We start from the raw sequence: 24,720 nt of genomic DNA, 5'->3' as shown, positions 1-24,720 counted from the left end.
TGGGACATGCCATATATATTAGATCAAACCACAATTCAGATACATGGCGCGGATGCAAAACCCTTACGATACGATTATCGAGGCATTTGTCACCACGAGAGAGACCGCCGATCTCGTGATCTGCGAACTCTGGTTGGCAGGGACGCTCCTCGCATTATACCTCCCTTACTTAAACGAATCGTTCGTTCGGGTCATCTTCAGCCTGCCGATGGTCCTCTTCATCCCAGGATATATCCTGATCGCCAGCCTCTTTCCAGGTGCCAGGGATCTTGACGGGATCATACGCATCATTCTCTCCTTTGGCATATCCATAGCAATCATACCACTTCTCGGCCTGGGGCTGAGTTATACCCCCTGGGGCATTCACCTCACCCCCATGATGATCTGTATCAGCCTTCTCACCATCTGCCTCTGTCTGATAGCTCATTACCGGAGGGCCAAACTACCGCAGGAGGAGCGTCTGACCCTTCCGCTCGGTGCACTTCGACAAAAATTATCAGCGGATCTTTTTATAGAAGGCGAGAACTCCCGCATCGACCGGGTCATCTCCATAATCCTCGTCATTGCAGTTGTCGCCGCAGTGGTTACCGTGATCTTTGCGGTTGCTCTCCCAAAAGAAGGAGAGAAGTTCACAGGTTTTTTTATTCTCGGAGACGATCAGAAGATCGCTGATTACCCCAAAGATCTGACGGTCGGAGAGAACACATCCCTCTTTATCGGCATCACCAATCACGAATACCGTCCAATCACCTATACGGTAGAGACATATCTCGTGAATATGACGCTCAATGAATCAACGAATCGATCAACTCTGGTGGCGATGGACCGTCTCGATCGGTTTAATGTTTCAGTTTCCCATAACGAAACACGTATCCTACCGTATAATATCTCACCTGAAAAAGATGGATATAACCAAGTTGAATTTCTCCTGTTCAATGAGTCTCTCCCGGATGATACCGTAGAAGGGCTGGACAGGATCACCCAGAGTATCCATAACCTGCATCTCTGGGTCACGATCTGGCCGCCACAATAATTAAATTTCTTTGAGGACCGGATGAGATTGTTATCCCAGGAATTCAAATAAAACCAGTTATGATTCCTCAGGTAAAAGGCATCAGGATCTTTCAAAACACCTCACTTTCTCTAAACAATCTGTCAGACCTGCATTAAGGCCATCAGGGTCTTCTTCTATCCATCAATACAGGTGACCAAAATCGGTTCAGTTCCGCACTGAAGAGGGAAGCGAGGGCCCCATGGCATAGCACTCCATCAGGATCGCTTCGGGATGTACACCTCGGAGAGAGTTCTGCCCATCAATAACAATACACTAAAATAGTACCTTGTCGTAAGCAACAAAACGATAGCATTCGAATCTATCAATTTCGGAAGGATGGCGTCCTCATGGGATCTGTAAGGAAGAAAATGGCAATTGTCGCTCTGACGATATGGACTCTGCTTATCGCCTTCTTCATGATCCTCTCCGGAACGATAAACCTCGAGTTCTTTTTTGTTCTCTGGTTGATTGGATTGATTGTCGCTGTTGAGCTGACGAGCATGAAGTTCAGTACGCCCCCATCAGTCCAAAAAAACAGGTATCTCGTCGCGATAGGTATCATGCTCTTTGGGATCATCATTGCAGTGAAAGTGAAGGTGATCCTGAACCTATGAAGAGACAATTACCCCTTGCGATCACGGTCGTCTCCACAGTCTTCGTGCTCGTTCTCATCATTCATTTCGCCTTTACTCCTATCCTGTACTCCCCATCAGGGGCAGACAGCACCAGATCCCATATCAACCCTGGTGCCATGCAGAAGTTCTCAGTTGAAAGATATGAGAAGGTCATGCCCATGATGCAGGAGATTCTCGATCTGAGTGGCTCAGTTGTCCTCAATATGAACCATAACGATACCAATGCAGCAGAACGCGATCTCAGGGAATACCTGGATCTTTCGCACTCACTCGACCAGGCAGTGGTCGACCTGAACCTGTCTGATAGTGAACTTGAGATCTGGCGACAGGAGAATTACGAAAACCGAATTAATCTGACCCTACTCGTCAATGACACAAAACAGTTAGAGGAGATCAAAACGCTTGAGGCTCAGGTTCGGAGCCAGAATTCGTCTGGCGATCTGACAACCCTGAATTTTGAAGAAAATTCGCTCAATCAGAGGATCAGACAGAATGCTCTAACCTACAGAGGGTTACCAAACTCATCATTCACCAGCCTTTCAAAAAAATTCGATCTCGATACGACTGAATTCGAGAAGAATGCTGGAAATCTGACGGTGGACAATCAGGTGGTTGAGCAAAACCCGGGGTCCATCCCACTCAATGAGAGAGGAGTGCTCACCTTTGGTCTGTCACAGACATCCGCTTCGTACGGTGAGATCATCAATGCCTCAGGAACCCTGCAGAATCTGGATGGAATCGATCAGAATATCGAGATTGGCGTCGATGGAGCACCATGGAGCATCATTACCCCAAACCCGGATCGCACCTACCAGGTATCACTCGTAATGAGCAACCTCAGCGCTGGAACTCACATTGCGTATGCCAGAAGTAGTATCTTTCCGGCGAAAGAGAGTGAATTTAATATTATTCCATCTGACACGGTGCTCACCATCAGAGAGGAAGAGCAGAGAGACAGTACGAACATCACGATAGCCGGGACCCTCAGGACGGTCTCGGACATACCGGTTACGGGAGCTCCTGTACGAATTAGCTGGGACAGCGCCGGCAGAACCGATGTTCTCACCAATCCATCCGGGGAGTATCATACAAATATTACTCTGCCGCCGGGAGATCATCAGATGAAAGCACGGTTCGAAAGTCTGGATCTTCCCCTGAACCAGTCAGAGAGCGCTGAGATATCTGTCAAAGCCCCGATATCAGCCCAGTCGATAGGAGTGGAGATACTGAAATATCTTCTGATGGGCGGGATCGTCCTGCTCGCAGTCGGTGGGGCCTCACGATACATTCACCGAAGAAGATTCTGGCTTCCTCAGGTGCGAGAACTGCCATCTGGAGATCGAATGATGGAAAATCCCATTCATTCAGAAGGACGTATAACCAGCCCCTGGGATGACCTGCACCCGGATGACGTGATCGCAGAGTCGCAGAGACTGTTTGCAGATGAACAATCGGACGCGATGCATCATCTCTATCAATACCTGGTATCACTGGCAGCACACGTTCATCCCAGAGTCTTTATCCCGGCACTGACTCCCCGTGAACTCATGCGTCTTCTCAGGCATGATGGGGGGGGAGAGGATATGCGTTCGTTCATTGACACCTACGAAAAGATCAGGTACGGTGGCATGCGCCTCCCGGATAAAGGGCAAGAACCCATCATCTCGTGGTTCCAGGCTATCCTCTCATGGTTGGGAGGTGACCATCATTAAGACAGAGGAGGGAGTTGTGGCGATCATCATCGGCATCGCCATACTCTCCCTCACCTGGTATCTCACCACCACACCGATCGACTTCAGCAGTACCAACGTCCAGTGGAACGGAACATCACAATTCTTTGGAAAAATTGACGGAACAGACGTGACCGACGTTTCCACACTGAACTCATACAGCAACGCAACACTCCTGATCATCGCCCCGACCAGGGACTACACAGGAGGCGAGGCTGAAGCGATCAGAACCTTCCTCATGAGAGGAAACACACTCATCCTGGCAGATGATTTTGGAACAGGAAACTCTCTCCTGCAAGGGATGAACAGTGGAATCACCCTTCTCCAGGACAACCTCTCAAGTATTGATACCGGATATACTGAATCGACTTCGGTACTCGCTTACCCCAATCAGAGTCACACCCTTTTGAGGGGGGTCGACACACTCTGTCTGGATCGCCCTGCTGCCATCCTCGGCGGGAATCCCCTGATGGCGACGAGTCGCCTGAGCTGGATCGATACCGATGGAGATCACCATCCCGACAACGATGAGAACTTCAGGCAGTACACGATCATGGCGAATGAGACCTTTGGAGACGGAGAACTGATTGTGATCGCTGATCCGAGCATCTTCATCAATGGGATGGTGAGCAGTGGAGACCAGTGGAGCAACCAGAGATTCATTGAGAATATCATTGGGATTCAACCACCCATCCTCGTCGACACCCGTCATTCTGCAACCGGGAAGACGACAGAAATCCTTAATTGGTTCTACTCCAGTAGATCAAATTATCCTGTAAAATTCGTCCTGATTGGAAGTCTGGTGCTCATTATTGCATGGGTGTTTAACAAACGGTCAAAAAGAGAAGAAGGTTTTGAAAAATGACACAGAATGATGAGGATCAGATAATACTTACAGATGTGTACAATGAGATCGTTGAACAGGTCAGAACATTCCTGGTCGGGAACCAGTTGACCCTGGATCTGCTGATGGTGGCACTGCTCAGTCGGGGACACGTCCTGATCGAAGGGATACCGGGAACTGCGAAGACAACAATCGTAAAATCTATCGCACACCTTTCAGACTGTGAATTCAAACGAATTCAATGCGCTGTCGATATCCAGCCGGCAGATATCCTCGGGGTGCGGATCTACGATCAGGAGATACAACAGTTTGATCTCAAAAAAGGACCGATTTTCACCAATTTCCTGCTGATCGATGAGTTGAATCGACTGACCCCGAGGGCACAGAGCGCATTTATTGAAGCGATGAGCGAACGCCAGGTGACCATCGATGGGGAGACCCACGCGCTCAATGAACCATTCTTCGCTGTCGCAACGCATAATCCAAGTGAATTCGAAGGTACTTTTCCCCTGATTGAAGCAGAGAAGGACCGGTTTATGTTCAGCATACCCATTGGTTACCTGGATGCCGATGAGGAACTCGAACTCATCCATCGCGAATCAACAGGATCCCTGGATTGGGATACGTATAGCCGGCAGATCCGCCCCGTACTGAACCCAGCAGTAATTCAGCGCCTCCAGAACTCGATGACGCATGTCAGGGTGGAGGAACCGATGCTCAGGTACATCCGTGATATCGTGATGGCGACCCGATCACATGGCGACCTCCGGACAGGTGCCAGTTCACGGGCGTCAATCTATCTTATCCGCGGCAGTCGGGCGTATGCAGCGCTTCAGGGGAGGGATTACGTCATCCCTGATGATGTAAAGATGATCGCACCGTTTGTTCTTCAGCACCGGATAGTTCTGGACAGGGTGGCCGAGATCGGCGGGATTACCCCAATATCGGTGATAGAACAGATCCTTTCGTCAATCGAGGTGTTGTGAGATCATGCAGCCCACGCGGAGGGCCTGGGGGATCATCATCCTCGCTTCAGCACTTCTCCTCTGTGCACTGATATTTGACGATCGTTCCTGTCTCATCGCTTCATCAGTTCTCGGACTCTTCCTCCTATATCGTGTGATCGTCTTCTCTCGTTCCGTGACAGATATCCTCTCATCCCTCAACTTCACAAGAACCGTGGATAAATCGGTGATCCGGCAGGGAACGATGCTCGAGGTCTCTGGAACCGTTACACTGAAGAACCATTCATCGTGCCGGGTGGAAATCAGCGATATTCCACCAAAAAACAGTCAGATGATAAAAGGGAACACAGTATTCACTGCAGGCGGTGTCGACCGAGAGACTCTGATGGGAACGTATCAATTATCCCTCTCCTCTTCAGGATTTCTGTCATTCGGCGGCATCAAATGCCGGATTGACGATCGGTTCTTCTCCAATATCGTCATCATGGGGGAGAAGGCATTCCAGGCACCGGAACTGTTTGTTCAGGTGTCGCCCACCTTTGCTCTGATGAAGGGATATGGGTTCGGTCCGCGAGAGAACGATCATCAAAACAGCGGTTTCAAAGGAACGGGCATCCTGTCATTTCGAGAATACAGGGCAGGAGACAACCTCCGTTCTGTCGACTGGAAACTCACTGCAAAGTTCAATAAAAAATATATCAGAGTCCATGGAGATACAGCAGATGATACACCCCTCATCGTCGCCGACCGACCGGATGAGATCATCCCGGGGAGTGACGGGGTTCGGCAGATGCTCACATCAGCAGTCGCCAGTGCCATTGAACACGCAATCCAGGAGTATGGTTCATGTTCGCTGGTGGTCATATCCGGACCGAATATCCTAAACATGCAGAATAAAAGCCGGGATATCCGGGCAATGGAGCAGATGGTGGGGGGATTCGCCCCTTTCGATCGCCTTCATCGCCTGTACCGATCGTATTATGCCGCCCGGACTCTCTCTTCCTTAACCAGAACCGACCAATCAGATCTCTCGGAAGAGGTCAGGATCTATCATAATCGGGTGGAAGGTCTTCTCCGTTCCTCGACTCAGGTAGCTGGACCCACATCCTTTGAGTGGGAACTGAACCGTATCGTCGAGGCTTCGCGGAACTCCAGGGTCTATTATTTCGGGTTCTGTGAGGGAGATCTCAGCCACATCTGGATGTTGCTTCTCACCACACTGAAGTTTGGGACGAGGGTTTCGCTCTCACTCCCCGATAGTCCCCGCTGCAGGAGAATGACGGACTTCCTCGCGTTTGATCATGTAACCCTGGAGATGATGCGATGAAGGCTCGTCTCATCAGTTCGATCATCGTATTTGCCGCAGGAATGATTGGATTCACTACATCATTCACGCATCCAGAGTGGTCTATCGGGATGATTCCAGCGACCGTTCTCCTCCTCCTCTCCTTGTGCATCGGGAAGGACTTCACCAGGTTCTGGTTTTATACCCTCTGTGCTGGAGAGGCATGTGTGGTGGCAACAGGATGGATCTCGATGCCCCTCGCTCTCCTGGTACAGATTCTCCTGCTCCTTGCCCTGATCATTCCAGATGGGGCGCTCAGGGAGAGAGGCCAGGCCATGGGATTCGTTCTGTTCCTTCTCGGAGCGGGGATGATAACGCTGTGGATCTCACAATTCCATCACATGATCGTCCCTGCCATCATCCTCTCTGCCATCGCACTGGTGACTGTAGGTGGTATCAGCCTTCAGGAGTACCGGTTGAAGAGAAGGTATGGAGGATCAGCATGAAGGTCAGCATGAAAGAAGGATTTGAAAAGGGAGGGAACCTTCTTCTGCCAGGTCTCCTCTTCTCTGTCTCCGCCCTTCTGCTCGGAATTGTGATCATTCAGGGGCGGGGGGATCTTCCGAGCGCCGTCCTCGTGCTGGCCGGCGTCATCTGCTTCCTGACCGGCATCCTGATCATCACCTTCCTTTCGAAGCCCGGAATGGATACTGAGTATGTCAGTTATCTTGGTGTCGACCAGATCGTAAGCTTCTCGCGAATACTGACTGACCTCGGGATCCAGGGAAATGCCTGTATACTTGTTCCAGAGGCGACAGGTGGAACGATCAGTCAATGGAATCCGGTCAGTCAATATGTTCCCTTTGAGTTTTATGGAGATCAGACCTTTATTACTGATCGAGAGATGAACGGAGTACTGACTCGCCCTGCCGGAAGCACCCTCTTCGCCTATCTCCAGCAGAGACACGGACTTCACGTTCCCGGGGACGAAAAGGAGTTATTCGCATGCATAACAGAGGTCGGAGAAGACCTCCTTGAGATCGCAGAACGGGTTGAGGCCTACCGAACTGGAGATAATCTGACCATCACCCTTGCCGGCACCTCCCTCTATGCTGGTTGTGCCTGCGTTCAGCAGGAATCCCCCCGGTGCTGCGAACTCGCTCCCTGCGCCATCTGCAGCCTCGTCCTCTGCATATGTGTGACTGGACTTCACCAGGGGGTTCAGATCGACAGGATTCGACTTAAGGAATCAGATCAGCAGATCACCATTCAACTCTCCATCCTACCGGAAAAAGAGCAGAAAGGCGGGGAGTTGTAGATAGTTCTGAATCCAACCGGGATCTGGCGATAATCTGGCAGATACCGGCCTTAAATGCCAGACAGAAATTTTACAGAGGAGAGGCGATAAAAAAGATTATACCGTCGTATAGATCTCGATGTTTTTATTTTGATAAACCAAATTTATCGATGGATCCTCTCTTAATCTGATAAAATCATCTGCATTGAATCTGCCAACCTCCATATAACCAGGCACCTTCTGATAAAGGAGTTCATCAATTGTTAACAGAACAACATTACTCTGTTGCCCTTGTTTTAGATTGAGATCAACAAATGTTGAGTTATCTGATGATTGGTAACCGAAATGATCTGATATCTCGGGCATAGCAATGTTCTTGTCAAGTCCTTTTTTTTCATCAAATAAATCCCGGAACCGCTCAATCTGGCTCATGGGAACGATGGTATTCACATATTCCTTTGACTCATAAAACCACGTCATGCCCTCAACTTCATTATAGGTAAGCCCGTCGTTTGCCTTGAAAATATTTGGTGAGTTAAATACACCAAAGAGACTCAGGCTCCATATTCCGGTAAGAAGGAGTACAAGCAGTATCGTTCGCCTGTTGATTGAATGTATTTTTTGGGATAAGACATAGAGGGAGAGAGCACACAGAGGAACCTGAGCATATACCATAAAATTCAAATTGGTGATACGATCCGGTTGATGTGCAACGAATGGATTCAGAAAGAGAATTACCTCAGCGAACAGAAACACGATATAGAAGAATGCAAAAAAAAACATCGATTTTTTAAGACGATCTGACATTTTGTCACGATTCACATAGAGGTACGCAAATCCAAGAATGATGATTAATAATGGGATAAAATAACGAGAATAATAAACAAATAAGAGTTTTACTATCTTGAATATATCGACATTTATCTGTGATAATTTATCTGTTGTTTCAAATAATACCGGTTCGATGGAGTTTTCAATGAAACTCTGATAGTGTTGTGCGAAATTACCAAGGAGGGATTGTGAATAGATGAACCAGGAGAGAAACCCGATTACTAATACTAATAAAGGTCTGCTGGCATATCGATAATTTCCAGGGAATATACGATTGAGCTGGCCACCCACTACGATCAATACCAGAAGCAGATAAGAGATGAAGAAGACGATGAAGGGGTGCATAAAAGGAACTAAGATCGTCGGAATAAAAATTAACAGGGCATTTTCGAATGTTGAGTTTTGAATGAAACGGCTCAGGACAAAAATATAGAGGGGCATGTATGCAAAGAACATCGCATGGGGAGTGTTAAGAAAGTTATAAGGGCCAAGGTAGAGAATAAAAGAGGCGATTATCGCAATATTCAATATTATCCTTTCTTTTAGGAAGAAGTGGCAGCACAGATAGAGTCCTCCGATAAAGATAAAGGAAAATAAAATCGGCATTATGAAGGATATATAATTTACAGGAAGTCCAGTCAGAGTTTTGAGCGCGGCACCTAAAATGGGGGCCGCAGGATAGATATCCCATCCCTGAATAGAACCAGTTTGGCTAATATGAACATATTCACCGATATAAGAAATATCATCGGCACGCCCCATGGAATAATACCCGAGCATGTAGGGGATCATGAGAATGACCGCATGATTAATGATCAATAATAATATACCCAGTTCTTTTACGATATCCTGTTTTGAAAACAACGCGAACGAGGCGAAAAAGAAACAGAGAATCGATGCACCATAAAAATACAGTGGAAGAACAGAATAGATATCAACGACATAACCGGGAGGTTGTTGATAATACAGAAGTTTGATATTGAAGATGATCAGGCAAAACCCAGCAATAAGCAGTATCTTTCTCCAGGTATCCAAGAAGACCGGATGAGACCTATTCTCAATGGATATCACTCCTATTCCCAACATAGTTCCAGTCTCCAGAGAACAATATACGACCAGGTCTATTAACTTTTCTGAAAAGGATTGCTTCACTTCTGTAGATTGCGCTTCGACATCCAACTCTATGCAGTTCAAATCCACCCATATTTTAAGAGTTAATACCAAAAAGGGATGTGCATATAAGAGATATCGGAGAAAACATAGTCAAGATTGCGGAAAAAGGGATATGATGAATCACCCATACCTTCAATTACTATAAAGGATATCACTGGAATTCAGGTGAGTTATGATCCAATATGGGCGTAATATCCTGGGTGACGGTGCACAGATCTTCGAACCGGTCATCTTGGGGTTCCCTTCAAGAGAATATCTTGGTGTAGAGGAGTATCAGGGAACGATAATCGGGAAGAATGCTATCTTGCGAACCGGAACAATTCTTTATTGCAATGTTATCATTGGAGATAATTTTTCATCCGGACATAATACAATAATCCGGGAAAATACATCAATTGGAGATAATACGGCAATTGGAACATCAACCGTCATTGAAGGAGACTGCGTACTGGGTAAAAATGTGCATCTCCAGAGCATGGTCTTTCTTCCAACCGACACCATAATCAGGGACGATGTCTTCATCGGACCTAATTCCATCCTCACCAATGACCGCTACCCTCCTTCCAAAAGATCAGAACTCAAGGGACCGGTGCTTGAGGATAGAGTAACAATAGGAGCGAACGTCACAATCCTGCCTGGTATACATATTGGAGAAGGGGCGGCAGTCGCAGCCGGATCGATCGTTACAAAGGATGTCCCGGCAGGAATGCTTGCCATAGGTGCTCCAGCACGCCTTCGACCACTCCCTGAGGAGATGAGGCGATTATGATACAGATCCCCATAGCCCAACCGACAACAGGAGATGAAGAGATCGAAGCAGTGATGAGGGTCTTAAAAACTGGGATGCTGGCTCAGGGTTCTGAAGTGGCAGCATTTGAGCATGAATTTGCAGATTTTTGTGGTGTTCGTCATGCAATCGCAGTTAATAGCGGCACTGCAGCCCTTCATGCTGCATTAGCAGGTTTAGAAATTGGACCCGGCGATCAGGTGATTGTACCGACCTTCTCCTTCTTTGCCACAGCGAGCTGTGCATCGATCTGTGGAGCAGAACCGGTCTTTGTCGATGTAGACCCCACGACCTTCAATATCAACCCAGAATGTGTCATGGAAGCAATCACTCAAAAGACCAGAGCAGTGATCGGGGTACACCTCTTCGGTCAGCCATTCGATATCAATCCAATCTCTGACATCTGCGAAGATCATAATATCGCTCTCATCGAAGATGCAGCCCAGTCCCATGGCGCCCGGTACCACAATAAGAGCGTTGGGGGGTTCGGGAAGGCCGGCTGTTTCTCCTTCTACCCGACCAAAAACATGACGACTGGTGAAGGGGGAATGATCACGACCGATGATGATGGATACGCAGGAACCATTCGGCGTTTCATCAACCATGGTCAGAGTGAGAAATATCTGCATACGATGATTGGGTACAATTATCGAATGACTGATATCGGGGGTGCGATCGGAAGGGTACAGTTGCAAAAACTACCCGGGTTCAACAAAAAAAGGATCGTTCACGCTACCTACCTGGACACTCATATTCATCTCCCCGGTCTTGTCACCCCAGTCCACTTACCAGAAACAGATCCGGTATATCATCAGTATGTGATCAGGGTGACAGACAAATGTTCGCTGAACAGAGATGAACTGATTCAGAACCTGCACAACAACGGAATTGGGACAGCAGTCCATTACCCAATACCCATCCACAGGCAGCCCGTGTACCTTGATTCAAATAAATCTCCATCGTGCCCGGTTGCAGAACGATTATGCGGGGAAGTCCTCTCCGTCCCGGTTCACCCGAATATTACCAACCCGATGCTCGAGACTATCTGTGATACAATCAATGGAATGACCTGAATGAATGTCGCGTCACCGAGGTAGTACCATGAGAAGGGAACAGCCCCATAGTTCAAAACTCGAACAGGATAGTTCGCCAGGGGTCAACCGGTCAAAGGAGATATAATCGCAAAAAACGTCGAAAACGATCGGAGCAGGTATTTTACGCTAAAGATCGGTGATTAGATATTGGTTTTGAGGTATATATGTTAGAAAAAAAGAGGGATACGCCTGAACATGGTGAGTTGATTGTTTGTATTACTGGTGATATTGATGATTTCTGTTCAGAAACCATTGAATGTTTGGCGCGATACTTTTCGATATTACATAAAAATAACATTCGAGCAGAGTTATTCATTACCTCTAAAGGTGCAGAAGAGTATCCAGAACGCATAGAATATATTATCAAACAGCACCATGTGATTGGAGGACATGGAGATGTTCACATAGGTTTTCATCAATCTCTATCCATCCAGATCGAGCGACTGAAGACCATGATTAAGTCATTTTATCACGATTTCGACCTGAATATTGAAGGCTTCCGATCTCCATTGCATTGCCATAATCAAAATACCTACCTTGCAGTTGAAAAAGCCGGGTTAAAATATGACTGTAGCAAGAAAAGATTTGAGATAGTGTTTAAACGCATTCCGTTCTATGAAAAAAGATATATATACACAAAATCTTATCCGATTGCAAGACCTTTTTTGAAGATCATCGGATCAGTCTATAATGGATACAATAAATCTCTACCTTTCCCCTTCTACATCACTCCGAAAGTGCTGGAGTTTCCAACGCAGGGAATTACGGACTATTCTCTCATCGTTGATTCCCAGGGACCCAGGTTCTCTCCAAATGAAGCATTAAAAATTGGGGAAATCTGGACAGAATGTTTGATTGAACTTAAACAGAGAGGAGGAGGGGTCATGACCCTTCAAGCTCATCCTGGAAGGTTATCGCCTGCATATATAGCATCATTGGACCACTTCATTCAAAATGCTCTCAAATTAGGGGCTGTATTCTCCACACCCAATGAAATTTGCCACAGGTATCCAGGTTGAATGAAGGCGGGGAGAGATCTGGTGGAATTGTTTCAAGAAACAGATCGATCACGTTTCATGCCTGAATTGTATCAGATTCATGAGCTGAACAAAACAAGACTGGACCCCTCCACCTTGTTCGTTATCCATTATCATACATCGTACCTCATCCAAGACAGGGATGGAGATGTGCCGTGCTGTTCAATCAGAACACATAGATGGTACCATAAATACGATACAGCCTCTCAAAGGTCTCATTGAGCGGATCAATAGGGCAATGCCAGGACTACCCGATCATAACACCATCTGGAAAAATTAGAGACTATAGTATTTTTCTCCAGATTTTAGGAAATTATTCTCCTGTGAGATCGTCGAACCTGGCAGACTTGCATGGAATCCACGAGTATAATCTTCCATTATATTTCCAATGATAGAGCAGGTCTGTGGGACATAGGGCTCAAGGTATATTCCTGTCCCGCTCCCCGTGCCTTTCGCAACATTCCCCTGAATCAGGATATTGGTCCGGTCCACATCTATGGCTTCGTAGAGGATATCGATCATCGTATTGTCAATAATATTGTCAACTTTCGACCCCAGATTATCCGGGTCTACGTTTTTATTTGTTAAAACAACTCCACTTTTACAGTTGATCATCACATTATCAGTGATCTTCGCTAGTCCGCTCCCAAGATCAACTCCCCTGACACAGTTTCTCATGATATTTCCTCGGATGATATAGGGACCAGTCGTTTGGAGGTGAGCATCGATTGCTCCTTCTGTCGTGTTCTCGAAATAATTGTTCTCGACCGTGACGCTCTGGACATATTCTGCCACCGGCAGGTTCGTTTGACTGGTTCCGGTTGTGACACAATGCCTTCCTTTGGTGACAAAGAAGTTGTCATGGATGTATACCCGATCGCTGCGGTCGGTGATGCTGATCCCATATCCCAGTCCGGACTGGAAGACGTTATCGAAGATCGACTTTTCAATCGTGACATCAGTGCAGGTGTTCACGCGGATTGCAGCATACCCGATATTATGAAACTTTACGTAGGATACATGGAAGTTCTGGAGATAATAGGCGTCAATCATCGCCGGGTTGGTTTCAATCCCGGGGCCTTCGATGACGATCCCGGTGATGGTCATACCCGTCATCGTCGACGTGGACGAGCCCCTGGCATTCAGGGTGAAGACATAGTGTGTCGCTCTTTCACAGTCGAATACGGTTCCCGACTCCCCAAACAGCGTGAAGGGTTTATCGATATTGACAGGCCCATCGATCCGGTAATGGCCAGGAGGAAAGTAGATCGTCGACCCGGATGGAAGACTGGTGAGGAGCGATTGAAGGGCAGCGGTATCGTCGGTGACACCATCCCCCTTCAGCCCTGATGACCTGACATTCGTGGCAATCTCAACGAGATCAGGTCGGGACGGAACGGCCCATGCCCGATAGGCCTGCTCCATCAGGGCAAGGCGGGCATTCCCCTGAGTATACGCGGTATTCGCATACGCTGCTGCCTCAACAGCATCATCTACCGGTCCAAATGTGAGCGGCACGGTTGGCAAGGTTGTCGGTATACTGACAATCACAGACTGGCCAGACAGTACCTCCTGATCCTTCTCAATAGATACTGAAGCAGCCGAAGAACCTGTAACAAGCAGAATGAATACTGCAGTCATAATTACCAGAGAACCCGTATATTCATTCATCAGAATCATCGTCCAATAATCATTGAGGTCAGTTCAATGCCTTCACAACTCATGAGGAGGGCCACGGGGCCACGATGTTATAGAGCCCAAAGAGGCAGAACAACACGTGCCTTAGAGGATCTGAGTCATTCTGAGAGACCTGTCAGATATATTAGGTTAAACACTACAATGATATAAAAAGATCCAAAAAGATATAATAAGACACAATAGGAATATAAGATCTATAACCTTATCCCTTTCATCCCAACTTTTACGAATAGAACCTTTCCTTAAAGAAGATGAACAACAGAGATAACCTGGACGACTCAGGGACTCATAATGCATCCAAAACGTGGAAATCCAGAAGAACGCAAATAGGCCCCGTTTATCATGAATGGATAGTGATGGATCCTATCGAGATTATTAATACTCAGTTCGCGCACCAAGCACGTCAATTCCACACCACGCCAGAATCAGCGGAAACTCCGTCGACAATCTCCACAAGAGAGATGCATTCCCAAGATAGAGTTCTGGTCCCCACAGAGGAGATGCCTCTACCATGACACTCTGCCAGAACTCATCTCCGATGAAGAAAACGAACCAGTTCCATTAGCGTACAATTGTCATCAGATACTCGTCAATCAGAGCAAATGAGAACTATGCGTGCACAATTGATTTGAACTTCTGGAGACATAGACAGTCGACCCTGTAAAAAAGGAACAATACACCAGATCCCCTGCATCAGGGAGGTCTGTGATCAGAGACTTATAGAAAAAAAGGATCGATTCTGAAGAACCTGCCAAAAGAATTAGAAGGTCTGATAACTTCCACTGCTCTTGAGGAAGTTGTTCACCAGTGAAATTGTTGAGCTGGGCGCACTTGCCTGAAATCCACGAGCATAACTTTCTATTACATTCCCGTTGATATTGCAGACGTTCGGGACATAGGGTTCGAGGTAGATCCCAGTCCCGCCGTTACCCGTGCCTTTCGCAACATTTCCCTGAATCAGGATATTGGTCCGGTCGACATCTATGGCCTCATAGAGGATATTGATCATGGTATTGTCAACAATCTGATCAACTTTGGCTGGCAGATTATTTGGGTCGGCGTATACGTTTGTTAATACAACACCACCTTTGCAGTTTACGATCACATTGTCGCTGATCTGTGCCGTACCACTGCCGAGTTCTACCCCTTTGACACAGTTGTTCATGACATTACCCTTTATGACATAGGGACCGGTGGTCGGTTTATGGGCGTCGATTGCTCCTTCTGTCGTATTTTCGAAGTAATTGTTCTCAACCGTGACGCTCTGGACATAATCTGCCACCGGCAGGTCGGTTTGGCTGGTTCCGGTTGTGACACTGTGCCTTCCCTTGGTGACAAAGAAGTTGTCATGGATGTATATTCGATCGCTGCGGTCGGTGATGCTGACCCCATATCCCAGTCCAGACTGGAAGACGTTATCGAAGATCGACTTTTCAATCGTCACATCAGTGCAGGTGTTCACGCGGATTGCAGCATATCCGATATTATGAAACTTTACATAGGATACATGGAAGTTCTGGAGATAATATGCATCAATCATCGCCGGGTCTGTCTCAATCCCGGGACCTTCAAAGACGATTCCGGTGATGGTCATGCCCGTCATCGGCGATGCGGACGTGCCTTTGGCATTCAGGGTGAAGACATACTGTGTCGCTTTTTCACAGTCGAACACGGTTCCCGATTCACCGAACAGGGTGAAGGGTTTGTTGATGCTGATGGGTCCATCGATCCGGTAATGACCGGGAGGGAAGTAGATCGTCGACCCGGATGGGAGGTTGGTGAGGAGCGACTGGAGGGCAGCAGTATCGTCGGTGACACCATCGCCTTTCAGCCCCGATGACCTGACATTCGTGGCAATCTTAACGAGGTCCGGTCGAGAGGGAACAACCCATGCCCGATAGGCCTGCTGCATCTGGGCGAGGCGAGTATTCCCCTGAGTGTATGCGGCATTCGCATACGCTGCTGCTTCAACACCATTGGTGACAGGTCCGATCGTGGCCACCGTGGTTGGGATTGCAGTTGGTATTGGAGTCGACACAGTGGTTGGGATTGCAGTCGGTATTGGAGTCGACACAGTGGTTGGAATTGCAGTCGGTATTGGAGTCGACACAGTGGTTGGGATTGCAGTCGGTATTGGAGTCGACACAGTGGTTGGGATTGCAGTCGGTATTGGAGTCGACACAGTGGTTGGGATTGCAGTCGGTATTGGAGTCGACACAGTGGTTGGAATTGCAGTCGGTATTGGAGTCGACACAGTGGTTGGAATTGCAGTCGGTATTGGAGTTGACACAGTGGTTGGAATTGCAGTCGGTACTGGAGTTGACACAGTGGTTGGAACTGCTGTTGATACCGGACTTCCAGCAATCTGAATATTCATATTATAGGATGGATATTCAGTATTTCCCGCCAGAATTGCCGGGGCCGGGTTGGAACTCGGGTTGGTGACCTTAAAGTTCGTAGCGGTCACATCATGGGAACTGAGCGCCTGAAGCGCCCACTGCTGAGCCTTATCAGACCAGCAATCGGCCATCAATATCTCTGAATTTTCTGTCGTTACAAATCCATTCTTTGATCCAGTGTCCTTACATCCGATAATGGTTGTTCCAGTCTTAAGGGTGAACCCGTTCTGGTTGCCCTGCGAGACACAGTTGATGAACTGCATGGTCGAACTGCCACCAAAGAACCCTGCACCTGAAGCGGGGATATCACGGGTCTTCTTCTGTCCGTTGTCAACGCTGGAGGAGTCTCTGATAATTACATTGTTCGCAGTCACACCATCTGCCAGGTAGAACCCGGATTCCCAGCAACCATTTGCCTTACAGTTCTGAACCAGAACATTGCTGATTGTGGTCAGCTCAGCGAGGTCAAAACCACTTACCCACGGATCGAACTGAGACATCCGGCCCGCATTGATCACACTGCAATCAGTGTAGGTAACCCCAGATATACTGCTCGATGATCCCTGGCCGGCATTGATAAATCCACTCGACGAACCATCGGATGCACGACAGGTGGTGAAGGCGAAGTCACTCAGAGCCTGGTCATTCGCATAAATATAGAATGCACCTCTCTTTAGGGAATAGTCTCTGACAGTCACGGTGTTGAACGTGACATGACTGCCGGTTATGAAGAACCCAGTCGGCCCTGTTAACTGAAGGTTCCGGACGGAATTATTTCCATTGACCTGAACCGAACCCTCACTGATAAACTTGAGAGTTGTTGTGCCTGCACCCCTGCCGATAAGATTCACACCATTGGGAAGTGTGATATCCCCCAAAATAGAGAAGGTACCGTCACGGAGAAGAACATCCCCACCACCGTTTGAAGATACGGCATTGATAGCCGCCTGAATCTCAATCTGATCATTCGATCCATCACAGAAGTACTGTGCGGAATTCCTTTCCTGACTATTGATTGCAGCAATGTCAACGCTTGTTGCACTGGCTGCTCCTGTCAATCCAATGAGAAGGACTGCAGCAATCAGTGCGATTATGATGCGATGCTTTATCATATTCGATACGCTCCAAGAACTGCCGTGCGCAGCAAATATGCAATGCAGTTCATTATGACAATATGCATTGCGCATATTTAAAATAGGGCATCATTGGATTCATCCATAAAACTGAAAAAACAAGATTTTATTCTCAATTTCGGCGTATTTTATGTAATATACCACAAATAATTCAGGATACAGAGAGTCCCAAAATCCACTACAGTGAGCGACAAGAGGCGCCCCCAACCACACAAACAGATCTAACGGGATCCAACGAATTTTACCATTTTTCAACATATCAATCGCTTACAAACTACCCGAGAGACCCCTTTGATTCTGATGACCATATCCACCCAGGACCGGTGATGCCGCATTCCCCCATCAGGAGATTCTGGTCAAACAGGATCGACTCGCCCCCAATGATCTCATATAGAGATTCATCTCTTTGACAGGTATTAATGCAGGGAAAATCCCCCAGGTATGCATATCAGTGATAGAATTAACAATTAGAAATTATTCAGGATCGAGGTTCATGCGAAAGATATCATAGAGAAAAAAATGCAATCAATGAAGCCGTCGGAGGGATTTGAACCCTCGACCTGCTGATTACGAATCAGCCGCTATACCCCTAAGCCACAACGGCGCTACCTCATAATATCCTCATTCTATCCTATTAAAAGTAATGACCGGGCTGAGCCCAGGGGACTCACGCCCGTCGGCCGGCCGCCATCTCGCGCAATCGTTCGGCCAGCGCAGCGACAGCCACCCGTGCCGGCGATCCGTCGGGGATCGTGACCAGCGGAACCCCGGCCAGATCGGCGGCCTCGATCGCAGGATCCTCTGGGACACAGGCGATCAGAGGAACCGGCCCGTCGTCAGTGCAGGGAACTCCAGCCTTGACCCTGTTCTGCACCAGGTACATCCGGTCGGCCGGCAGACCGAGCGAGAGCGCAATCTCCCGAATCCGGGTGGCGGTCCGCATCCCGCGGGCGCCGGGGTCGGATACGATCAGCAGCACATCCGGGCTGCCGAGCGTACCCCGGCTGATGTGCTCCATGCCGGCCTCGGTGTCCATCAGCATGAACCGGTAGTCCTGCTGCAGGGACTCGATCGATTCGGTGAGAAGATCGTTGCTGAAACAGTAACACCCAGACCCTTCCGGCCTGCCCATCGCCAGCAGGTCGACACCCTTCCCTTCGACCAGCACCTGTCTGAACCGGAACCGAACATACTGGTGCCGGGACATCCCGGCAGGGATCGCCTTTGAAAAGGCCTCCTCCCGCATCGAACCGAGCGTCTCAGTGACGGTCAGCCCGAGCGCCTCGTGCAGGTTCGCGTTCGGATCGGCATCGACGGCCAGCAGCGGCCGTTCACCGGCCCGGATCAGGCTGTCGACGAGGAGCGAGGAGACCGTCGTCTTGCCGGTCCCCCCCTTGCCCGAGAGGGCGATCATGAATGGTCTGGCCTTCGTACTGGTCTCTGTTTTCTGTTCCGTAGTGATTGTTCTGTTGGGTACTGTCATCTCAGCCATCGTTCACTCATCCATCGTGTTCTGCATCGTCCGTGCGATCGTCGCTGCAGCCTGCATGATCTCCCGGGAGCCGGCCTCATCGGCGAACCGGATCCCACAGCTCGGCGTGATCATCGACTGCCGGTCGAAGACCCCCACATCCATCAGGTCGGCGCAGGTCATCCGGATCGCCAGGAACCGTTCGGTCAGCGACTGAACCGTCTCCTGCGCGAAGATCCGGTGGTCGGCCGGGACGATCCCCCAGGCCACGACCCCGCCATCCTCCATGTACCGGACCATCCGGTCCGAGTAGAGGAGGAACTCCCGGGCGTTGGCATACGCATCCAGCGAGAGCACTGCCGGGTCCAGGTCCATCACAAAGTTCCAGTCGGTGTTCGAGCAGCAGTGAACCCCAAGCCCCCCGTCGAGCATCGAGGCGATGTCCTCCCACTCCGCCTGCACCGTGCTGGCGTCCACCGGCACCACCGATGAGCCGAGCGAGGCGAGGTACGGCTCGTTCAGCACGACCAGCGTCGCCGGAGCACCCATCGACCGGAGTTCCTGCTCGAACCACCGGGCACGGAGGCCGAGCATCTTGCCGAGCAGGTCGGCATAGGTCTCGTCGTAGAGGATCGGCCGCTTCTGCTCGTCCACCACCTGCATGCCGAACGTGACCGGGCCGGTCACCTGGCACTTCACCATGGTCGTTCCGTCGAGCGGGTGCTGCTTCATCGCATATAGAGCCGAGACGTACTCCTCACCGGCCGAATACGGTGCCACATTCCCCTCGACGAAGTCCATATAGATCTGCTCCATCGCGGCGGAGTGATCGCCCACGGTGTCGATGAAGAGCCTCTCCTCGGTGATCACCCGGCCGGGCAGCGGCCCGGAGTCGTTGAAGACGATCCCTTCGAGCAGCCCCCGGTTCGGAAGCACCGGTATATAGGGCACCTCGGGGAACGCCGCCAGCACATCCCTGCATGCCGTCTCCGGGTTCATATGCGGCAACGCACCGATCCCGGTCGACAGGTAGCAGGGAGAAGGGATATGAGAGGCCATATCAGACACCCCCGTTCAACGAATGATGCGGATGGTTCAGCCGGCACCGGTCGAGGAGGGTCGAGACGTTCGGGAAGAGCGAGAGGTCGGTGTGCGGCAGAAAACTGCTCTGGGTGTACTCGTCCATGAAGGAGGGCTCCGCGTTCAACTCGATATACGCGATGTTCCGGGCGATCAACTCGAGAGTCCGCCGCTGGTCGCGGTTGATCAGGGCGATGTTCGCACCCATCAGCGCTCCGTTCCCGATGTTCTTGATCTGGTCGAGCGGAACCTCCGGGATCAGTCCGATCGTGATGGCACTCTGCTTGTTCAGGTAGTTCCCAAAACCCCCGGAGAAGTAGATCGTATCGATCTCCTCATGCGTGATCCCGGCCACCTTCATCAGCGTCGTACAGGCCCCAAGCACCGAAGCCTTGGACATGATCAGATTCTTGATATCGTTCTGAGTGATCACGATGTCCTTCTCAGTGCCGGCCTCCTCTTTCCAGACCACCACATACTCTGCGAAATATTCACCCTTCCTGACCCGTGGATTCTCGATCGTCGTATCGATCAGACCGTTCCGATCGATCACGCAGGCGGTGAGCAACTCGGCGAGCAGGTCGATCAGCCCGGACCCGCAGATCCCCTTCGGCTTCACCTGGTTGATCGTCGAGTAGGTCGGTTTCAGTGTGTCGGGGTCGATCGTGACCTTCTCGATGGCCCCTGGGTTGGCCCGCATCCCAAAGAGGACCTCCCCCCCTTCCAGGGCGGGGCCGGCAGCCCCGGCACAGGAGAACATCCATTCATTGTTCCCGAGCACCACCTCGAAGTTGGTACCGATATCGATCATCAGCGAGATCTCCTCCCGCTCGCCCATCCTGCAGGCGAGCACGTCGGCGACGATATCCCCGCCGATATAATCACTGACCCCCGGGAATACGAAGAGCCCCGCATTCTTGGCGACAAAGATACCAATCGACGCAGCCTCGGTGTTGATCGATCGGCGCATCACCGGGACATAGGGCTCGGCGATCATGTAGGCCGGATCGATCCCAAGGAGCATGTGAGTCATCACGGTATTCCCGGCGACCATCACCTCGTAGATGTCGTCCCGGTCGATCCCGGCATTGTTGGCTGCAGCGGTCAGAGCCGCGTTGATGCTCTCGGTGGCGAGTGTCTGCAGCTTGGAGAGGCCGTTCTTTCGGGCGAAGTTCACCCTGGAGAGGATATCCTCACCGCAACTGATCTGCCGGTTATAGTTGGAAGCGATACCGACGACCTTCCCCTTGACCAGATCCCAGATACAGGCCACGACCGTCGTCGACCCGAGGTCGATCGCAGCCGCATAGAGCCGTTGCGAAGTGTCCCCCTCTTCGAGGTCGATCAACCAGAACCGGCCCGGCGGCATCAGCGCCACCGTCGCGGTCACATCCCAGTTTCCGTCCCGGAGGATCTGCGGCACCGACCTGAGCGCCCCGAGCGGGACGAAGATCAGATCGGTGGTGGGACCGTGCACCTTCTCAAGCCCGTCCAGCAGCCGGGTCAGGTCAGGGGATGGGTCCTCGAGCGTCGGCGGCGAGAGAGTCACATGATACTTCATCACCGACGGCCGAAAAGCGGTCGTCAGGTCGAGCCCCTCGATCAGGATCTTCTGCTCCTGGATCAGCGAGCTCTCAGGGACCACGATCTCCAGGTCCCCATTCACAAACGCTTCGCAGGCCAGCAGAGCCCCCTTCTCCAGTTCTCCATGCGAGAAGAACCGGCTGTACTGCTGACGTTCAAAGGCGACCCTCCCGCTCTTACGGTAGACGATGCACTTACCGCACTTGCCCTGGCCGCCGCAGACCACGTTTATGTTCAGCCCTGCCCGCTGGGCGGCATCGAGGATCGTAGCCCCGAACTCGACCTCCGCCTTCCGATAAGACGGGAGAAAGGTGACGATCGGCATCTACGCCTTCCACTCCTTCTCAAGGAACTCGCCGATCTCTGCTGCGTCCCGCGGCCCGACCAGCACCTTCCAGCCGGTCGCATCCTCGATCGCACCGGAGAGCGGGGAGGCATAGCCCGGGATGATGATCTTCTTATGAGAGACCTGGGACTCGACGTCGAACTTCTTGAGTGAGTCACGAACCAGCGTCTCGTTCAGTTTCCCTGCAGCCACTGCAGTCAGCACCGACTGCCCCTCGGTGTCGACGACCAGCATAAAGCAGGGCAGTCGGGTCCCCTCCAGGTATCCCTGAAGGGTGAAGTAGGTCAGCGAGAAGTTCACCGTCATCAGCACTGGGGCGTCCATTCCCGGCGACCCGATACGGTACAGTCCGGGGTTCATCTGGATCGGCTTCTGCGGATCAGTATAGATGTTCTGCCGGAGAGTCAGGGCTGCGTAGGTCTCAGCCTTCGAGAGCGGTGCCGTTACGATCACCCCGGCATACTTCAGGATCCCGGCGACGATCGCAGCGTCAGGAGAACTGCTGGTGGCAGTAGTATAGAGCACGGGGTACCCGAGTTCAGGCACGGACCGTGCCAGCGACTGCTGCCGCACCAGGGAGGAGGTGGCGATGAATGCGCCGGGCGAGGCCGGAACAATATCCAGAACCAGGTTCTCGACGCCGGCGGCGATCACCTTCGTGACCAGGTCCTTCATCGCAGAGAGGTCGGGCGCACTGACGGCGAGCGGGCAGCCGAACTTCTTGGCCAGGGCGGCGAAGGCGACGTAATTTTCCACCGTCGCCGAAGCGATCAGCGGCCGGAACCCACCGCACTGCCCCAGTGCAGCCTCCAGGGCCACCGGGTCCGTCGTGATCAGCACCTCAGGCAGATCGGCGATCTCCTCGATCACCGCAACAGCCCGGCCGAACGCAGCAGGGTCTGCTGCGGTATGCTCGACCGCGATCCCGTTGATCATCAGGTCGGCGCCGACCCGGGTCAGTTTTTCGTCCCTGACCCGCCCGACGACCGCCCGGATCGAGCCGTCGTCCATCTCGTCGGTGATCGAGAAGACGATCCCCGGCTGATGATAGAAGGTCTTCTCGTGCCGATAGAAGACCGTCTCGTCCCCGATGGTGAAAGACCGTTCCCCAACCCCGACCTTCACCTTCCGAATCGGCGGTCGCGTCGACGACCCGAGCACAGACCGGGCTGTTTCATCCAGGTACGGACAGAGGTCGAGTTCAGCCTTTCCTGATGCGAGTTTCATCGCAAAGGTCAGACAGGTCGGAACGCCGCACTCCTTACAGTTCTTCTTCGGAAGCAGTTTGTAGATATCGAGAGCCTTAAGTGCCATCGGCCTTCACCTCCTGCCGGGAGACCCAGAGGGCATCGAGCGCCTGCCGAAGCACCGGGACCGAACCCGGATGGCGGACACAGAGGACCGCGGCCCCGGCGATCGCAGCCGCGAGACTGGAGTAGACCTCCCAGCGGATCGCCATCTGATCCTGTTCATCCGCAGGTGCGTCCCGGATCTCCTTGACGTTCAGCGTATCTCCAGCCGCACAGATCATCGGCATCGCCAGATCCGAATCCCCCTTCAGGGCCGCGAACCGGATCCGCTCCATCGCCGAGTACGAGTACTCAAACCCATAGCCGAGCGCCCCGGTGTACGGGTCGATCACGATCTGATCTGCAGGAACCCCGACCTCGCGGAGGAGGATGTTCAACTGCTTGGCGAGGTTGATGTCGATGGGGGACTGGGCGATCATCGCGTGGTGATAGGTGAGGGCTGCTGCCGCCACCGACCGGTACCGCGTCGCTTCGGCGGTGCCGAGGAGGAGCCGTTCGCCCTGACCGGCCTCCCCGCACCGCTGAAAGACCTCGCTCTCGATCGCCGGCTCGCTGGGCCCTTCGATCGACAGCGGAAGGCCTGTCGACGAAAGGACCTGCTCGACGGTCCGGTTTATAGAGGGGAAGTCCTCGAACCCACGACGCCGGGTACTGGTCAGCACCAGCCGGACCATGTCGGCCCGATACGTCTTCTCAACTGTAGCAGCCCAGTCCCCGGGATCGTTGACCTGGTCACCGACCGCGTTCTTCACCAGCGGCGACCAGATCGAGGGGTCGTCACAGATCTCAAAGACGATCAGCGGCTGGTGTTCGCCCGGCCGGAAGGCACCGGTGTAGGGCAGCCCCTGATCGCCCCCGATTCGGTACGAGACCGTTCGGGTTCCTCCTTCCCCGGCAGTCGCCCCGAGGGTGACCGTGCCGATCGCTCCTTCCCATTCAGATGATGTTGTATCTGTCATTTCAGGTA

General features: G+C 51.2%; 19 protein-coding genes and 1 tRNA gene. 11 read left to right on the top strand and 9 right to left on the bottom strand.

Annotated features, from left to right (window positions below):
- The first annotated feature begins 43 nt into the window (after positions 1 to 43).
- From MPAL_RS04180 to MPAL_RS04145, 8 genes are all read left to right on the top strand, one after another.
- Entirely contained in the window at positions 44 to 1,033 is a 990-nt protein-coding gene (locus MPAL_RS04180; protein ID WP_012617503.1) for a DUF1616 domain-containing protein, read from the top strand.
- Between the two features lie 389 nt (positions 1,034 to 1,422).
- On the top strand, positions 1,423 to 1,668 hold the full coding sequence (locus tag MPAL_RS04175; RefSeq protein ID WP_012617502.1) for a hypothetical protein: 246 nt from the start codon (positions 1,423 to 1,425) through the stop codon (positions 1,666 to 1,668).
- On the top strand, positions 1,665 to 3,401 hold the full coding sequence (locus MPAL_RS16145; protein ID WP_012617501.1) for a DUF4129 domain-containing protein: 1,737 nt from the start codon (positions 1,665 to 1,667) through the stop codon (positions 3,399 to 3,401). Before MPAL_RS04175 ends, MPAL_RS16145 begins: the two co-directional genes overlap by 4 nt.
- The gene (locus MPAL_RS04165) at positions 3,388 to 4,284 is read left to right on the top strand and encodes a DUF4350 domain-containing protein (protein ID WP_158303623.1); all 897 of its coding nucleotides are present in this window, start codon (positions 3,388 to 3,390) and stop codon (positions 4,282 to 4,284) included. Before MPAL_RS16145 ends, MPAL_RS04165 begins: the two co-directional genes overlap by 14 nt.
- Entirely contained in the window at positions 4,281 to 5,249 is a 969-nt protein-coding gene (locus MPAL_RS04160) for an AAA family ATPase (protein ID WP_012617499.1), read from the top strand. Before MPAL_RS04165 ends, MPAL_RS04160 begins: the two co-directional genes overlap by 4 nt.
- A 4-nt stretch (positions 5,250 to 5,253) precedes the next feature.
- Positions 5,254 to 6,555: a DUF58 domain-containing protein gene (locus MPAL_RS04155; protein ID WP_012617498.1), complete on the top strand. Its 1,302-nt coding sequence runs from the start codon at positions 5,254 to 5,256 to the stop codon at positions 6,553 to 6,555.
- The gene (locus tag MPAL_RS04150; protein WP_012617497.1) at positions 6,552 to 7,019 is read left to right on the top strand and encodes a hypothetical protein; all 468 of its coding nucleotides are present in this window, start codon (positions 6,552 to 6,554) and stop codon (positions 7,017 to 7,019) included. Before MPAL_RS04155 ends, MPAL_RS04150 begins: the two co-directional genes overlap by 4 nt.
- Complete coding sequence (locus tag MPAL_RS04145) at positions 7,016 to 7,831, top strand: hypothetical protein (RefSeq protein WP_012617496.1); 816 nt, start codon at positions 7,016 to 7,018, stop codon at positions 7,829 to 7,831. Before MPAL_RS04150 ends, MPAL_RS04145 begins: the two co-directional genes overlap by 4 nt.
- A gap of 96 nt (positions 7,832 to 7,927) precedes the next feature.
- Here MPAL_RS04145 and MPAL_RS04140 read toward each other — a convergent pair whose 3' ends face one another.
- Complete coding sequence (locus MPAL_RS04140) at positions 7,928 to 9,820, bottom strand: hypothetical protein (RefSeq protein WP_148208130.1); 1,893 nt, start codon at positions 9,818 to 9,820, stop codon at positions 7,928 to 7,930.
- Between the two features lie 166 nt (positions 9,821 to 9,986).
- Here MPAL_RS04140 and MPAL_RS04135 point away from each other — a divergent pair, with 166 nt between their 5' ends.
- The 3 genes from MPAL_RS04135 to MPAL_RS04125 all read left to right on the top strand — a co-directional run bounded on the left by MPAL_RS04135 (position 9,987) and on the right by MPAL_RS04125 (position 12,714).
- Positions 9,987 to 10,583: an acyltransferase gene (locus MPAL_RS04135; protein WP_012617494.1), complete on the top strand. Its 597-nt coding sequence runs from the start codon at positions 9,987 to 9,989 to the stop codon at positions 10,581 to 10,583.
- Positions 10,580 to 11,674 carry a DegT/DnrJ/EryC1/StrS family aminotransferase gene (locus MPAL_RS04130; protein ID WP_012617493.1) on the top strand — a complete coding sequence of 365 codons (1,095 nt, stop codon included), beginning with the start codon at positions 10,580 to 10,582 and terminating at the stop codon, positions 11,672 to 11,674. The genes MPAL_RS04135 and MPAL_RS04130 overlap by 4 nt, the downstream gene beginning before the upstream one ends.
- 185 nt (positions 11,675 to 11,859) lie before the next feature.
- Positions 11,860 to 12,714 (top strand): polysaccharide deacetylase family protein, encoded by an 855-nt coding sequence (locus MPAL_RS04125; protein ID WP_012617492.1) that lies wholly within the window; start codon positions 11,860 to 11,862, stop codon positions 12,712 to 12,714.
- 294 nt (positions 12,715 to 13,008) lie between these two features.
- Here the strand turns inward: MPAL_RS04125 and MPAL_RS04120 are convergent, their stop codons facing one another.
- The 8 genes from MPAL_RS04120 to MPAL_RS04080 form a co-directional block, all read right to left on the bottom strand.
- Positions 13,009 to 14,373 carry a glycosyl hydrolase family 28-related protein gene (locus tag MPAL_RS04120; RefSeq protein ID WP_048145166.1) on the bottom strand — a complete coding sequence of 455 codons (1,365 nt, stop codon included), beginning with the start codon at positions 14,371 to 14,373 and terminating at the stop codon, positions 13,009 to 13,011.
- Between the two features lie 817 nt (positions 14,374 to 15,190).
- A complete protein-coding gene (locus tag MPAL_RS16805) occupies positions 15,191 to 17,941 on the bottom strand; it encodes a glycosyl hydrolase family 28-related protein (protein ID WP_012617490.1) in 2,751 nt (916 codons plus the stop codon).
- Between the two features lie 553 nt (positions 17,942 to 18,494).
- Positions 18,495 to 18,566 (bottom strand) — tRNA-Thr (locus MPAL_RS04105).
- 63 nt (positions 18,567 to 18,629) lie between these two features.
- Entirely contained in the window at positions 18,630 to 19,454 is an 825-nt protein-coding gene (locus tag MPAL_RS04100) for an ATP-binding protein (protein ID WP_012617489.1), read from the bottom strand.
- 3 nt (positions 19,455 to 19,457) lie between these two features.
- Positions 19,458 to 20,492 (bottom strand): uroporphyrinogen decarboxylase/cobalamine-independent methonine synthase family protein, encoded by a 1,035-nt coding sequence (locus MPAL_RS04095; protein WP_012617488.1) that lies wholly within the window; start codon positions 20,490 to 20,492, stop codon positions 19,458 to 19,460.
- A 1-nt stretch (position 20,493) separates the two neighbouring features.
- Positions 20,494 to 22,422, bottom strand: a complete 1,929-nt coding sequence (locus MPAL_RS04090) for an ASKHA domain-containing protein (RefSeq protein WP_012617487.1) — start codon at positions 22,420 to 22,422, stop codon at positions 20,494 to 20,496.
- Positions 22,423 to 23,757, bottom strand: coding sequence for an acetyl-CoA decarbonylase/synthase complex subunit gamma (acsC, locus tag MPAL_RS04085; protein ID WP_012617486.1), 1,335 nt, complete (start codon positions 23,755 to 23,757; stop codon positions 22,423 to 22,425).
- Positions 23,747 to 24,712 (bottom strand): acetyl-CoA decarbonylase/synthase complex subunit delta, encoded by a 966-nt coding sequence (locus tag MPAL_RS04080; RefSeq protein WP_012617485.1) that lies wholly within the window; start codon positions 24,710 to 24,712, stop codon positions 23,747 to 23,749. Before MPAL_RS04080 ends, acsC begins: the two co-directional genes overlap by 11 nt.
- Between the last annotated feature and the right edge of the window lie 8 nt (positions 24,713 to 24,720).

The organism is Methanosphaerula palustris E1-9c, from assembly GCF_000021965.1.
Classification (GTDB): Archaea; Halobacteriota; Methanomicrobia; order Methanomicrobiales; family Methanospirillaceae; genus Methanosphaerula; species Methanosphaerula palustris.
Note: the sequence above shows the minus strand (reverse complement) of the source record. Positions and strands in the feature narration are given on the sequence as shown.